Source organism: Pontibacterium sp. (genome assembly GCF_964228735.1).
Classification (GTDB): Bacteria; Pseudomonadota; Gammaproteobacteria; order Pseudomonadales; family Balneatricaceae; genus Pontibacterium.
In genome coordinates this window covers 1-13,445 of sequence record NZ_CAXRBQ010000109.1, presented here as the reverse complement: position 1 = coordinate 13,445, position 13,445 = coordinate 1, and the positions used below count along the sequence as shown (strand labels likewise).

12 protein-coding genes and 1 pseudogene are annotated in these 13,445 nt (G+C 48.4%); 5 read left to right on the top strand and 8 right to left on the bottom strand.

Translation table 11 applies throughout. From position 1 onward, the window contains the following. Window positions 1-36: 36 nt before the first annotated feature. The 5 genes from ACEQ15_RS12395 (at window position 37) to purU (ending at window position 6,246) form a co-directional block, all read left to right on the top strand. The gene (locus ACEQ15_RS12395; RefSeq protein WP_370279506.1) at window positions 37-1,290 is read left to right on the top strand and encodes a sarcosine oxidase subunit beta family protein; all 1,254 of its coding nucleotides are present in this window, start codon (window positions 37-39) and stop codon (window positions 1,288-1,290) included. 14 nt (window positions 1,291-1,304) lie between these two features. Continuing rightward, a complete protein-coding gene (locus ACEQ15_RS12390; RefSeq protein ID WP_370279505.1) occupies window positions 1,305-1,589 on the top strand; it encodes a sarcosine oxidase subunit delta in 285 nt (94 codons plus the stop codon). A gap of 13 nt (window positions 1,590-1,602) precedes the next feature. Then, on the top strand, window positions 1,603-4,620 hold the full coding sequence (locus ACEQ15_RS12385) for a sarcosine oxidase subunit alpha (protein ID WP_370279504.1): 3,018 nt from the start codon (window positions 1,603-1,605) through the stop codon (window positions 4,618-4,620). Next, complete coding sequence (locus ACEQ15_RS12380; protein ID WP_370279503.1) at window positions 4,613-5,293, top strand: sarcosine oxidase subunit gamma; 681 nt, start codon at window positions 4,613-4,615, stop codon at window positions 5,291-5,293. Before ACEQ15_RS12385 ends, ACEQ15_RS12380 begins: the two co-directional genes overlap by 8 nt. A gap of 89 nt (window positions 5,294-5,382) precedes the next feature. Next, window positions 5,383-6,246 carry a formyltetrahydrofolate deformylase gene (purU, locus tag ACEQ15_RS12375; RefSeq protein WP_370279502.1) on the top strand — a complete coding sequence of 288 codons (864 nt, stop codon included), beginning with the start codon at window positions 5,383-5,385 and terminating at the stop codon, window positions 6,244-6,246. 182 nt (window positions 6,247-6,428) lie between these two features. Here the strand turns inward: purU and ACEQ15_RS12370 are convergent, their stop codons facing one another. The 8 genes and pseudogenes from ACEQ15_RS12370 to ACEQ15_RS12335 form a co-directional block, all read right to left on the bottom strand. Continuing rightward, the gene (locus ACEQ15_RS12370) at window positions 6,429-7,025 is read right to left on the bottom strand and encodes a TetR/AcrR family transcriptional regulator (RefSeq protein ID WP_370279501.1); all 597 of its coding nucleotides are present in this window, start codon (window positions 7,023-7,025) and stop codon (window positions 6,429-6,431) included. Window positions 7,026-7,044: 19 nt separating this feature from the next. Continuing rightward, window positions 7,045-9,213, bottom strand: coding sequence for an ATP-binding protein (locus ACEQ15_RS12365; protein WP_370279500.1), 2,169 nt, complete (start codon window positions 9,211-9,213; stop codon window positions 7,045-7,047). Window positions 9,214-9,221: 8 nt separating this feature from the next. Then, complete coding sequence (locus ACEQ15_RS12360; RefSeq protein ID WP_370279499.1) at window positions 9,222-10,196, bottom strand: PAS domain-containing protein; 975 nt, start codon at window positions 10,194-10,196, stop codon at window positions 9,222-9,224. Beyond that, complete coding sequence (locus ACEQ15_RS12355; protein WP_370279498.1) at window positions 10,189-10,869, bottom strand: HD-GYP domain-containing protein; 681 nt, start codon at window positions 10,867-10,869, stop codon at window positions 10,189-10,191. Before ACEQ15_RS12355 ends, ACEQ15_RS12360 begins: the two co-directional genes overlap by 8 nt. Further along, window positions 10,866-11,228 (bottom strand): response regulator transcription factor, encoded by a 363-nt coding sequence (locus ACEQ15_RS12350; protein ID WP_370279497.1) that lies wholly within the window; start codon window positions 11,226-11,228, stop codon window positions 10,866-10,868. The genes ACEQ15_RS12355 and ACEQ15_RS12350 overlap by 4 nt, the downstream gene beginning before the upstream one ends. Window positions 11,229-11,237: 9 nt before the next feature. Continuing rightward, window positions 11,238-12,209: a hypothetical protein gene (locus ACEQ15_RS12345; RefSeq protein WP_370279496.1), complete on the bottom strand. Its 972-nt coding sequence runs from the start codon at window positions 12,207-12,209 to the stop codon at window positions 11,238-11,240. Window positions 12,210-12,414: 205 nt separating this feature from the next. Beyond that, entirely contained in the window at window positions 12,415-13,002 is a 588-nt protein-coding gene (locus ACEQ15_RS12340) for a response regulator (RefSeq protein ID WP_370279495.1), read from the bottom strand. A gap of 341 nt (window positions 13,003-13,343) precedes the next feature. Then, window positions 13,344-13,445 (bottom strand): annotated as a pseudogene (locus ACEQ15_RS12335) (IS110 family transposase); the annotation flags it as partial.

The window sequence follows — 13,445 nt, the reverse complement described above, 5'->3', positions numbered from 1 at the left end:
GCAGGACTGGCCGCCCATTTAACGGGAGCTGATACGATGCAGCATTATTCAGGTTTCGGACTGTTCAAGCACAGTCTTAGCCATCACGAAAACTGGCAGCGCGCCTGGCGTAACCCTACGCCGAAGAAGAAGTACGATGTAATCATCATCGGTGGCGGCGGTCATGGTCTGGCAACAGCCTACTACCTGGCGAAAGAATTTGGTGTGACCAACGTAGCGGTCATCGAAAAAGGGTACCTGGGTGGCGGTAACACCGCACGTAACACCACCATCGTACGTTCCAACTACCTGTGGGACGAAGCAGCTCACCTGTACGAGCACGCGATGAAGCTGTGGGAAGGCCTGTCTCAGGACCTGAACTACAACGTAATGTTCTCCCAGCGTGGCGTACTGAACCTGGGCCACACTCTGCAGGACATGCGTGACATCGAGCGTCGTGTAAACGCTAACCGTCTGAACGGCATCGACGGTGAAGTGCTGGATACAAAAGGTGTGCAGGAACTGGTTCCTCACATGGATTGCTCCGAGAACACCCGTTACCCAATTCTGGGCGCATCCTGGCAGCCTCGTGCCGGTGTTGCACGTCACGATGCGGTGGCCTGGGGCTTCGCACGTGGTGCCGACGCACACGGTGTAGACCTGATCCAGAAAACCGAAGTAACCGACCTGATCATCGAAGATGGCACCATTGTTGGCGTTAAAACCAATCGTTACGGTGACATCATGGCAGACCGCGTAGGTTCTGTCGTAGCGGGTAACTCCAGTGTGGTTGCGAAGATGGCCGGTTTCGAACTGCCGCTGGAATCTCACCCGCTGCAGGCACTGGTATCTGAGCCGATCAAACCGATTCTGGACACCGTTGTAATGTCCAACCACGTACACGGTTACGTGAGCCAGTCCGACAAGGGTGACCTGGTAATCGGTGCAGGTATCGACGGTTACACCGGTTACGGTCAGCGTGGTTCCTTCCCAACCATCGAGCACACTGTGCAGGCGATCGTTGAGATGTTCCCGATCTTCAGCCGTGTACGCATGAACCGTCAGTGGGGCGGTATCGTGGACACCTGTCCTGATGCATGTCCAATCATCAGTGAAACGCCAATCAAGAACCTGTTCTTCAACTGTGGTTGGGGTACCGGTGGCTTTAAGGCGACTCCAGGGTCTGGTCACGTCTTTGCAGCATCTCTGGCGAAAGGCCAGATGCATGATCTGGCGAAACCGTTCTCTATGTTCCGATTCCACAACGGCGCGCTGATCGACGAGCACGGCGCAGCTGGCGTAGCGCACTAAGGGGAGTTAATACCATGTACCATATCTACTGCCCGCACTGTGGCGAATACCGGGAAGAGGAAGAGTTCCACGCAGCAGGTCAGGCGCATATCGCGCGCCCGCTGGACCCGGATGCTTGCAGCGACAAGGAGTGGGGTGAATACCTCTACTTCCGTAAAAACCCGCGTGGTCTGCACCACGAAATGTGGGTGCACGCTGCCGGTTGTCGTAAGTTCTTCAACGTAACGCGCGACACCCAGACCTACGAAATCAAAGAAGTTTACCTGATTGGCGAACAGCCATCCGTGGTTGCTGAGTAAGAGGAGCGGAGCAATGACACAGAAAAACCGCCTCCAGAGCGGAGGTCGCATCGACCGTTCCAAGCCGTTGACCTTTACCTACAACGGCAAGAAATTTAAAGGTTTCCACGGTGATACCCTGGCATCTGCGATGCTGGCCAACGGTATTGACATCGTAAGCCGTAGTTTCAAATACAGCCGTCCACGCGGCATCGTAGCCGCAGGTGCGGAAGAGCCGAATGCGGTTCTGCAGCTGGGTGCAACCGAAGCGACTCAGGTACCAAACGTACGTGCAACTCAGCAGGAGCTGTTCGACGGTCTGGTAGCGGGCGCAACCAACGGTTGGCCAAACGTTGATAACGACCTGATGGGTTACGTGGGTAAAGTCGGTGGCAGCATGATGCCTCCTGGCTTCTACTACAAAACGTTCATGTACCCGCAGTCTCTGTGGCACACCTACGAAAACATGATCCGTAAGGCTGCTGGCCTTGGTCGTTCTCCGCTGGAAAACGATCCGGACATGTACGACAAGATCAACCAGCACTGTGACGTTCTGGTTGTAGGTGCGGGCCCTGCAGGTCTGGCGGCAGCACTGACTGCAGCACGCAGCGGTGCACGTGTAATCATCGCCGATGAACAGGCGGAGTTCGGTGGCAGCCTGCTGAGCAGCAAAGAGTCCCTGGACGGTAAAGCTGCATCTGCATGGGTAAGCGACGTGGTGAAAGAGCTGAGCGGCTACGAAGACGTAATGTTGCTGCCGCGTTCCACTGTGAACGGCTACCACGATCACAACTTCCTGACTATCCACGAGCGTCGTACCGACCACATCGCGGACAAGGCACCGGAAGGTATGGTGCGTCAGCGTCTGCACCGTGTACGTGCGAAATGGGTGATCCTGGCGACCGGCGCACACGAGCGTCCACTGGTTTACGCAAACAACGACGTACCGGGTTGCATGGTGGCAAACGCTGTTTCCACGTACATCAACCGTTACGGCGTGGTACCGGGTAACGAGCTGGTCCTGATGACCACCAACGACTCCGGTTACCAGGCGGCACTGGACTGGCACGATGCCGGTCGTAAAGTTGCGGCGATCGTTGATACCCGTCAGAACCCACAGGGTGACCGTGTATCTGCTGCGCGCCAGCGTGGCCTGAATGTGATCACCGGTTCTGCGGTAATCGAAGTCAGCGGTAGCAAGCGTGTGACCGGTGTGAGCATCGCTCCACTGAGTGCAGACGGTAGCCGTGTAAACGGTTCCGTAACCAAGATGAATGCAGACACCGTAGCGACCTCCGGTGGCTGGAGCCCGGTTATCCACCTGTCTTGCCACACTGGCGCGCGTCCGGTTTGGAACGAAGACGTGGTTGGCTTCCTGCCTGGGCCTACCGTACAGAAACAGCTGACTGCCGGCGCAATCAACGGTAGCTACAGCACCAGCACCGCACTGTTTGAAGGTCTGAATGCAGGTCTGAAAGCACTGGCTGAGCTGGGTATGACTGCGGCAGAAGTATCTCTGCCAAAAGCGGAAGAGGTGAAAGAGGGCAACCCAATGACCCTGTTCCACATTCCGCACCTGAAGCCAACGTCTAAAGCGCCAAAACAGTTCGTTGACTACCAGACCGACGTAACCGCAGCCGGTATCGAAGTTGCGTGTCGTGAAGGTTACGAGTCTATCGAGCACGTGAAGCGTTACACCGCCATGGGCTTCGGTACTGACCAGGGTAAGCTGGGTAACATCAACGGTATGGCGATCGCTGCGAAAGCACTGAATCAGACCATCCCTGAGACCGGTACTACCATCTTCCGTCCGAACTACACACCGGTAACCTTCGGTGCGATTGCAGGCCGTGACTGTGGCGAGCTGTTCGATCCGAAACGTTACACTGCGATGCACAAGTGGCACGTAGAAAACGGTGCGAAGTTTGAGGATGTAGGTCAGTGGAAACGTCCTTGGTACTTCCCGAAAGCGGGTGAGTCCATGCAGGACGCACTGAACCGTGAATGTCTGGCGACCCGTGAATCTGTAGGCATCCTGGATGCATCTACACTGGGTAAGATCGACATCCAGGGTAAAGACGCGCGTGAATTCCTCGGTCGTGTGTACACCAACGCATGGGCGAAGCTGCCAGTAGGCAAGTGTCGTTACGGCCTGATGTGTGGCGAAGACGGCATGGTATTCGATGACGGTGTTACATCTTGCCTGGGTGAGAACCACTTCGTGATGACCACCACCTCCGGCGGTGCGGCACGCGTATACGAATGGCTGGAACTGTACCATCAGACCGAATGGCCAGAGATGGAGGTGTACTTCAACACCGTAACCGATCACTGGGCAACCATGACCATCTCCGGTCCTAACAGCCGCAAGCTGCTGGCTGAGCTGACCGACTACGATGTGTCCAAAGAGAACTTCGGTTTCATGGACTGGCGCGAGATGAACGTTGCAAGTGTTCCGGCACGTGTATTCCGAATCTCCTTCACCGGCGAACTGTCCTTCGAGATCAACGTTCAGGCGAACTACGGTCTGCACGTTTGGGAGAAACTGTTCGAGCACGGCGAGAAGTACAACCTGACCCCATACGGTACTGAAACCATGCACATTCTGCGTGCAGAGAAAGGTTTCATCATCGCAGGTCAGGATACCGACGGCTCCGTACACCCATACGATCTGGGCATGGGCTGGTGTGTATCTCCGAAGAAACCGTTCAGCTTCATCGGTAAGCGCGGTATGGCACGTGAAGATTGTGTCCGTCCTGACCGTAAGCAGCTGGTGGGTCTGAAAACTGTAGATCCAAACGTGGTACTGCCGGAAGGCGCACAGGGTGTATTCGACCCTAAAGCGCCAATCCCGATGCCGATGGTAGGTCACATCACGTCCAGTTACTGGAGTGCGTGCCTCGGTCGCAGTATCGCCATGGGCTTCGTGAAAGGTGGTCTGGATAAGATGGGTGAGAAGGTTTACTACCCATTGGCAGATGGCCGTACTGTAGAAGCTGAAATTTGTAGCCCGATCTTCCTGGATCCAAAAGGGGAGCGTCAAAATGTCTGATCTGAACGTAGCTGTAGCTGAAGAAGAAGTAACAACGCCTAAAGCGGTTGTTATGAACCAGATTCCGGCAGCGGATGCAGGTGTACGTGGCGAATCGCCACTGCACCACGTCGAACTGGAATCTCTGGCGAAGCAGGGGCCACGTCAGGGTGGCATCCGCTTCAAAGAGAACAAACTGCTGGGTCACCTGACCCTGCGTTGCAACCCTAACAACGCTGAACTGATGGCATCTGCCGCGAACGTTCTGGGTGTTGAGCTGCCACAGACAAAGCTGACCGCTGTGGAAGCAGGCGACGTGTCTGTTCGTTGGATCGCTCCAGACGAGTGGCTGATCCTGGTGCCGGGTGAGAAAGCGTTCGAAATGGAAACCCGTTTCCGTGACGAGATGAACGGCCACCACTCTCTGGTGAACAGCAGCGGCGGTTCCACCGTGTACGAACTGTCCGGTGAAAACGTTGTTGAGATGCTGAAGAAGTGTACTCCGGTGGATCTGCATCCGAAGGAGTTCCCGGTAGGTAAAGTGGTTTCCACTGTATTTGCCAAGAGCTCTGCCGTGATCCGTCGTAAAGGCGACACTGAGTTCGAACTGGTTGTACGTCGCAGCTTTGCGGATTACATCTGGCTGTGGATTCAGGATGCCAGCCGTGAGTTTGGTCTGGTTGTAGACGCCTGATCTGAGAAGAGTCTTTTCTCAGAATTAAGGCTTCAAGATCGAGGGGCAGCGCCGTTGTCGGTGCTGCCCCTATTCTTAGAGAGGTTGCTATGAAATCCAAGACCAATTGGATCTTTACCGCGAGCTGTCCAAGTACGCTGGGTACCGTTGATGTGGTAACCCGCTACATGGCAGAAGCCGGTAACTATGTTGATGAGATTCACTCGTTCGACGACCGTGAAGCAGGCCGCTTCTTTATCCGTATCGAGTTCCGCCCACAGTCTGAAGAGTTCTCTGCAGAGCAGTTTGCAGAACAGTTCGCGCCGCGTGCTGACGAATTCCAGATGGAGTGGGAGCTGACTGCACCGGATCACCGTCCACGCGTGGCGATTCTGGTGTCCAAATACGATCACTGTCTGAACGACCTGCTGTACCGCCACCGTACCGGTCAGTTGGATATCGAAGTACCAGTGATCATCTCCAACCACCCGGACCTGGAACACCTGGCCGAGTGGCACGGAATCCCTTACTACCACCTGCCGATCACTCCGGATACCAAACCACAGCAGGAAGCGGAGATCGTTAAGCTGCTGGAAGAGTACGACATCGAGCTGGTGCTGTTGGCGCGTTACATGCAGGTACTGTCACCGGATCTGTGTGAATATCTGGATGGTAAAGCGATCAACATCCACCACTCTCTGCTGCCGGGCTTCAAGGGTGCACGTCCTTACCACCAAGCATGGGAGAAGGGTGTGAAGATGGTAGGTGCGACCGCACACTACGTTAACAACGACCTGGATGAAGGCCCGATCATTGCGCAGGGTATCCAGCAGGTTGACCACGCGCACTACCCGGAAGACCTGGTAGCGAAAGGGCAGGATATCGAGCGTATCACCCTGTTCAACGCAGTGCGTTACCACATCAACAAACGTGTGTTCCTGAATGGGCAGCGCACGGTTGTATTCACAGACTAAGATTCCGACTCAGTTCTTAGTTTGACCTTGTTTGCGTTCTGATAAGCGCGACCCTTTGAGGCTGGCCAACTGTACTTGTCTCGTTCGTACAGTGTCCCCCAAACTCGGGCCAGCCTCGCTCTTTTCTCTGTGTATAAGCCCACATCAATAGCGTTTGGTTACTGATCTTTCGGTAAACGCAGCTAAACCGCACACGGGCTTTCGATCAAGTTGTTTCTTTTGATTTTATATATCTGATATGTCGCTTGAGACAGCTCTAGTGTCTCTAGCTCTGAGAGCTCAGTGGTGGCTACATTGTGGTCACACAATGTGAAACTAAGAATCTCTGATATTAGGCTCAGATTTTCCAACATCCTGAAAGACTTGGGGAAAATATCTGACTCGAACTCAGGTAGTTTGCTTTTGAACAAGCTGCAAATGTATGCTGATAACTCAGTTCTCGTCTCCATGGTGTAGTTATTTACTACATGTTTCGTGATCTGAGAGATTGCAGATGCGCTAACCGGGTTTAGCCGCACATATTCTATGAGGGTGTAGATGTCCTTGATTCCATCTTTCTCCCCCGGGTTTTCGTTTTCAGTCGATATGTGGTTAACCAGCTCTACAAGGTTCTCTTTTAAGATGGTTAGGAACAGGTTGTCCTTCGTTCTGAAGTAATAGCTGATCGTCGCTACATTGTGATGTATGCTGCTGGTTACAGAGCGAACAGACACCGCGCCAATTCCTCGCTCAGAAATTTGCTTCTCAGTCTCTTTTATTAATAGCTGTCTGGTGTTCATTTTTTAAATTTCTGCTGTTTTAAAGGATTGGAAACCATAGCTTTACTGTCGTGCCGCTCTGCTCTTTGCTTGATATGGATATGTTTCCACCATGTAAATCCATTATTTCTTTAACGATAGACATGCCCAGACCGGTGCCCGGTATTTTTCCGGAGGTATCAGCTCTATAGAAACGCTCAAATACCCTGTCTAGCTGCGTGCTAGACATTCCAATGCCGCCATCCTTTATTTTTATTTGAGCACCGCTGATCCCCTCCATATATTCCATATATGCAGATATGTGAATGTCACCTCCGCGAGGGGAGTATTTAATCGCGTTGTCTATGATGTTGTTTAACACCTGGTGTACTTTGTTTTTGTCAAATCTTAGATGTGGTAGGGTAGGGTCAATAATTGTTTGTATTGTGTGCTTCTCACTTTTTGAGCGATGTGTGTCCGCAGACTTTATTAGTATCTCTTTTAAGTCTGACGTCTCTATATTCAGATCTCCTGCTGCCTGAGACTCTATTCTGGCTAAGTCCAGTAGATCATCGATAATGTAAACAAGGCGTTGGGTTTGGTCGTGTATTATGGAAATGAATTCCAGCTGCTGCGATTTTTTGAAATCTTTTTCTAGTAGTAGCTCAGAGTATCCGAAAATGTTTGCCATCGGGGAACGAAGCTCATGAGCAGTAGTTGATAAAAACTCACTTTTCATGATTTCAATTTTCTTTATTTCCGTTATATCTTTCAGGTAGATGAAGCCTCCGGTAAGGTTATTATCAGAGTCGAAAATAATGCTTCTCTCCAAATGAATGATACTGTTTTGTTTAATCTCAAAAGTATCAGTTAACTCTCTTCTCGTTCCATAAGTTATAGACTTTGTGATTTCACTTCTATAGTCGGTGAATTTAAAGCAAGAGCTATCTACCATAAGATGTATAAGAACATGATCAAGTGCTCGAAGACTGAGCCCTGCTACTTTTTGTTCATCGATACCAGTAAGATTGCAAAATGTACTGTTAGCACGCAGGATCACTCCGTTGATGTCGAAGTATGCGATACCGTCGGGACTTAGTTTAAATATTGATGCAAGCTCTTGGGCCGTTTTTTTACTGCTTTTTTCAGTGCTAATGATTTGTGTAATGTCTCTGAAATACCAGAGATGTTTCTTGGTATTTCCTTCAGCGACATAAATAGGGACGTAGTCGACCTCAATTGTTTTATCGTTAATTAGATCTACTTGATGATTTTTGACTGTACAGGACTTGGAAATGCTATCGTTAACAAACTGTAAAAAACCATCGGGGTTCTTTGTTTTTTGAAGGATAAGGGGGAGAAGGTTGCTGCAATCCTTTCCATCAACATCAAAGTCTTCGATGGAATTCCAATCGAAAATTTCTACCAAGTTCTGGTTGGAGAAGATGGCTACTCGATTTTCATCTCCTAAAAGAATGCCAGCAGGTATTGATTCCAGTAGTGTCCTTAAAATTACTTCTCTGTCGGTTATCTCTCGTTGCTGATCCTTACTCACACTTAAGAGCTGCTGAATTTTTTCAGCCATAATATTGAATGAGCGGGCAGCTGTTGCAAGCTCGTCTTTTCCAATTACTTCAATCTTATGACCAAAGTTTTCTTTTGTTAGCTCCGATGACGCACGCGTGATCACCTCGAACTGTCTGGTAAGTCGATCTCCGAGGAAGAACGAAAAAAGAGCTGAGGCGATGATTCCAATGATAGATATGGTAATCAGGTTATTTTTGGCATCATCAATACGACTGTATATTCTGGCTGCGTCTAAGCCGATCTCAAGACGACCATATTCATATCCATCCAGGCTTATAGGGGATGAAAATTCGTAGATGTCAGTGGCTACGTTTTGGCTTTCGGTATCGGTATACAGGGCCTTGCGAAGGTTGGTTAGAACACCAGACTCAGCCATTAATCGTTGTCTATCGAATACTCGAACGTAAATTACGTCTGGGTTTGCAGAGAATTCATCGGTCAGAACTTCAAGCGAGGCTAAGTCCGTTGCAAGTAAAGAGTTCATCGTCGCTGAGATCAACAGGTTTGAGGTGATCTTGGCTTCGCGATGTAAGTCCTCAGTACTAGCGCTTTTCAGCGCACTGATGCTTACGGCACAAACGATAGTGAGCAACACTACCTCGACGAGCATGATTCCGAGAATTGTCTTTGTTCGAATAGACATATTTTGGCTTAGGTGATTATCTTCTGTATTTCGTTTTCTGCCCAAATGGATAGATCTAGGTCGCTTTTGTTAATTGATGCTCCACTAGGAAGGCTAGCCATCAACACTAGGGATCCATCATCTGCTTTCTCTTGGAGTTGACCCTGGAAAGAAAGCCAAATATATCTAGCAACCAGGTCGGTGTCCTCAACATGTTTTTCGGCTTGCCATTCCCATATGATGCATTTTGAAGACTGGTAAACTGAAAGTGTGACGTCCCTGTCACCGGCTTCTCTCGCTAGAGAACTCGCTATCAACCCAGAAAGGGCGTTACAAATTGCATCAAATCCGCCATAGATCACACCGTAGCGTTTATTTAATAATCTGGTGTTGGTTCTGATACTATGCGCTGATAATTGCTGTTCAACACAACGTGTGATCATCTCTACTTCTGTTCTCTCATTACTGGTACAGCAACCTCTGAATGTACCGGTTGAAGATCTAATCTTTTTCCATTCCTGTTCAAGAATTTCAGCACTTTGGCTTAAACACTCCATCGCAAAGTCAATGTCATTGGCTGTTCTGATGGTTCTGTTTCTTATCTTCGTTTGTATTGCTTTAATTTGGTTTTTTAGCTTTTTTTGCTTTTGTATTAACGTTTGCTCTATGAGGCTTGTGAGTCCTTCTTTTTGCCTTTCTATGTCCTGGTTTATCAGGTGAGATGATATGTATATGTCGTAATCTTCGTCGTAAAACACAGAAAATGTTACAGGGATGCCAATCTTTGTGTTGAAAATCAGTTGATATGTTCTAGCTCCGTTTTCATAATTTTGAAGAAGAAAATTTCTGTGCTTTATGCTGTCTTCAATGATCTTTTTATCAAATATGTTTTCAGCAGCGTCGTTGCACCATATTAGGTTTTTTTGATTGCTGACTATGAATATAGGTTGTTCGACCTCATTGAATATATCCAGAGTCTTTTGGTTTTTTATGTTGTTAACCATAATAGTTATACAGGCTGTCTATGGGACCGTTTCGCTCTATGATTTCTCTTATATGCTTAAAATTCTCTGCATGCTTAAGAAAGACGTTCAGAATATGGGGATCAAACTTTGATTCCATATCACAAGTGATTATTTTTATTGCATCTGTATGTGTGTGTGCGGGCCGATAGCAGCGATCCATAGTTAATGCGTCGTAAACATCAATGATGGACACAATACGGGCTTCCAAAGGAATATCCTTTCCCTTTAAACCTTGAGGGTAGCCAGACCCATCGTAATTCTCATGGTGGTACAAGCTGACGTTATAGCAGGCCTTTGATATGTCTGAACCGGTTTCACCGAAGAAATCTGATCCTTTTTGGCTGTGCTGTCTCATGACACTCCACTCGGATGGTGTTAGTTGTCCTTTTTTCTTTAGCACACTATCAGGTATGGCTATCTTACCGACGTCATGCAATGCTGATGCGTAAAAGATTGGAAGCATTAATGAGTCGTCAACACCTACCAGGCGTGCCAGCTCTATAGACATAAAAGCCACACGTGACGTGTGCACACCAGTATCGTCATCTTTGAATAAAGATGCTTTCACTAAACGCGTAAGGCCCTCTACCTCTGTCCGCGAATCAGATAAACGTTCATTCGATCTTTCTACGGTCGTGAAAATCTTATTCATGACAAAGTTCTTTTGATGATTTCCTGAAGGGCAATAGGGCTAAAAGGTTTTGTAATATACTCATCACACCGCATGCTCTTTCCTAACGATTTATCGCTTTGTTGAGCTCTCGCTGTTAGCATCACGACCTTAATTTCCGGGTAATGCTGCTTTATAATTTCGCAAGTTTGATAACCGTCATACCGGCCTGGCATCATCGCATCGAGAACAACCAAGCTTGGTTTGACCACGTTTATACGGTTTAAACACTCTTCTCCGCTTTCTGATTCTTCAACCTGATACTCAAGCATCTCTAGTGTTAGTTTCACTAGCCTTCTCAGTTCATCTTGATCATCTACTACAAGAATTCTTGTCTTCATCGTGTGTTCTTATTCAAGGTGTGAATTGCGTTGAGTTAACTGCTTTCTGTTTGCATCTCTTGTGACGGGCGCTCCTGTCGGGAACGTAATTAGATAGCCTGATTCACTGTCTCTTTTACGTGTTCGTATTTCCCCGCCATTTCTCTCAATCGTTTTCTTAGCCAGCGCATAACTAACCGCCTTGGATCCTATTAATGAGTTGACGTCCTTGGAGCGAAGGCGCTTGTATCCATGAGTTTCTGCACTATCGATGTCTTCAATCCTGATCACGATTTCGGTACTTGACTGGTTGGCCGAGATTCGGATCTTGGTGTGACTGCTTTTTTTGAGCAGCTCCCTTATCAAAGACGTGATGGATGGAACTAACCACTCTTTACATCCGTAAATCACGCCAGAGCGCTCATCTACTTTTGTAAAGAAAGACGCCTTTTGCATGAGCGGGATGGTAGCGTCGACGATCATTTCGTCGATTTTTATTCTGTCTTTGCTGGGCAAGAGTTGCTCATCACAGGTCGCTAACTGAGACCAATAAATGGATGCTTCAACATTAAGTGCTCTTAGTTTGTTTCTTGTTGATCTAATAGCCTGTGACACAGAGCTATCAACGTTCGCATTCTTAACAAGTGGATTGACTAACTCGCATAACTCATTTGCGGCATCACTTAGGGGGATTATCAAGTCACGTCTCACAGACTCTCGTAGTCTCAACCCTTCTTTATTTTGCGTACACCTATCGCTAATCAGTAGGCGAAAGTCTTGGATGGAGTAGATCGTTGCACGGAAATCATTTCTATTAGTTAAATTTTGACAACGGACTCCTTTCGCTGTGCATTCTTCCGCGATAGCAATGTGGTCACCAATTGCAATTACATTTCTTTCCAGCAAGGTGCTACTTATCCAGCGTACGATGCCTTGCTGATTCAGCAGCGCTGCGCTCGCATTTAGTTCTTCCAGTAGGGAAAGTAACGACCGAACGTTCACTATGAGCGATTTCCTTTTCTTCGTATATGTCTAGATAGTCGTATATTTTCATTTTTTCCGAATTAAGTCTAGCAATACGAAAAATTTCGTATTTTGGATTGTAAGGTTCAAGCCTAAGGAGCTGTCGTCTCGGCGGTAACTGGCTGATCGGAAAGGGATGGGAGAGGAAGGATAAGCGGCTAAGGAAAAGCCGCTTTAAAAACAGTTAGTTAAGAATGTGGTGCTTTAGATCATCAAAAGGAACTGGTTTCTGCAGGAGAACAATTTCGTCCGTATCGGCAAGTTTTGTGCGAAGCTCTTCTTTACTCAACCCCGTGACGACTATGAGCTTCATCTCGTTGATCACGCCTGTTTTTTTCAGGGCTTCGATGATTCTGAATCCGTCGACGTTAGGAAGTTTGAGATCTAGGATCACGACATCTGGCTTGCTGGAGCCAATTTTTAACGTGCCTTCGAATCCGTCACTGGCGTAGTCTATTTTTGGTGACGGTTCCCATTCGCCTAGCCGAAGTCTGTATAAATCCTGTAGCTTCTCATCATCTTCGATGATGAGGATTGAAAGTTGATTGGATTGAGATGATGCCTCTGTCTCGGGTAAGTCTGTATCACTGAAGCTACGTTCTAGCTTTAAAAGCTCAGATAGGAGGTATCGGCGATGCCCACCTGGAGTTTTCCATGCACGTAAAATGCCTGAGTCAGTCCATAGTTGAACGGTACGGACAGTGACACCTAGGATTTCAGCGGCTTTCTTGGAGGTACATACTTCGGAATCGGAACTGCTACGTTGGGGCATACTAAGAGGTGAAAATCTAAACAAACGACTGTTATATATGGTACTAGGATTTTTATCTTTTACTAGGTGCGATTCGCATACGTAGTAAATGGTTATTATGCTTGGCCAGCTTTCATAGATAAGTAGCATGCGTGATTAAAGACTGTATAGCTCCGTAGCGTATCGTTCGTACAGTGTCCCCCAAACTCGGGCCAGCCTCGCTCTTTTCTGATGATTCCTACAAAGCTTTTGTAGGGTAGGCTTCAGCCTACCGGCAGCGTGAACGCTGCCCTACATTCGTGTTCATAACCAATGTCATAATCCTTGTAGATACCATCTCTCGATTCTGGCTACAAACGCTTTTAGAGCGGGTGTAGCTGGAACTTTTCCTGGCTTTTCACCACGCCAAAGCACAGGTGGACCAGCTTTCTCATCGCTGCGCCCAGTGCCTGCATTTTGTTCTT

Bases quoted from the DNA above. Each gene is read 5' to 3' on its own strand.
- ACEQ15_RS12340 (WP_370279495.1), bottom strand. From the start codon at position 13,002: ATGCCCCAACGTAGCAGTTCCGATTCCGAAGTATGTACCTCCAAGAAA.
- ACEQ15_RS12390 (WP_370279505.1), top strand. From the start codon at position 1,305: ATGTACCATATCTACTGCCCGCACTGTGGCGAATACCGGGAAGAGGAA.
- ACEQ15_RS12350 (WP_370279497.1), bottom strand. From the start codon at position 11,228: ATGAAGACAAGAATTCTTGTAGTAGATGATCAAGATGAACTGAGAAGG.
- purU (WP_370279502.1), top strand. From the start codon at position 5,383: ATGAAATCCAAGACCAATTGGATCTTTACCGCGAGCTGTCCAAGTACG.
- ACEQ15_RS12395 (WP_370279506.1), top strand. From the start codon at position 37: ATGCAGCATTATTCAGGTTTCGGACTGTTCAAGCACAGTCTTAGCCAT.
- ACEQ15_RS12380 (WP_370279503.1), top strand. From the start codon at position 4,613: ATGTCTGATCTGAACGTAGCTGTAGCTGAAGAAGAAGTAACAACGCCT.
- ACEQ15_RS12385 (WP_370279504.1), top strand. From the start codon at position 1,603: ATGACACAGAAAAACCGCCTCCAGAGCGGAGGTCGCATCGACCGTTCC.
- ACEQ15_RS12360 (WP_370279499.1), bottom strand. From the start codon at position 10,196: ATGGTTAACAACATAAAAAACCAAAAGACTCTGGATATATTCAATGAG.
- ACEQ15_RS12370 (WP_370279501.1), bottom strand. From the start codon at position 7,025: ATGAACACCAGACAGCTATTAATAAAAGAGACTGAGAAGCAAATTTCT.
- ACEQ15_RS12365 (WP_370279500.1), bottom strand. From the start codon at position 9,213: ATGTCTATTCGAACAAAGACAATTCTCGGAATCATGCTCGTCGAGGTA.
- ACEQ15_RS12355 (WP_370279498.1), bottom strand. From the start codon at position 10,869: ATGAATAAGATTTTCACGACCGTAGAAAGATCGAATGAACGTTTATCT.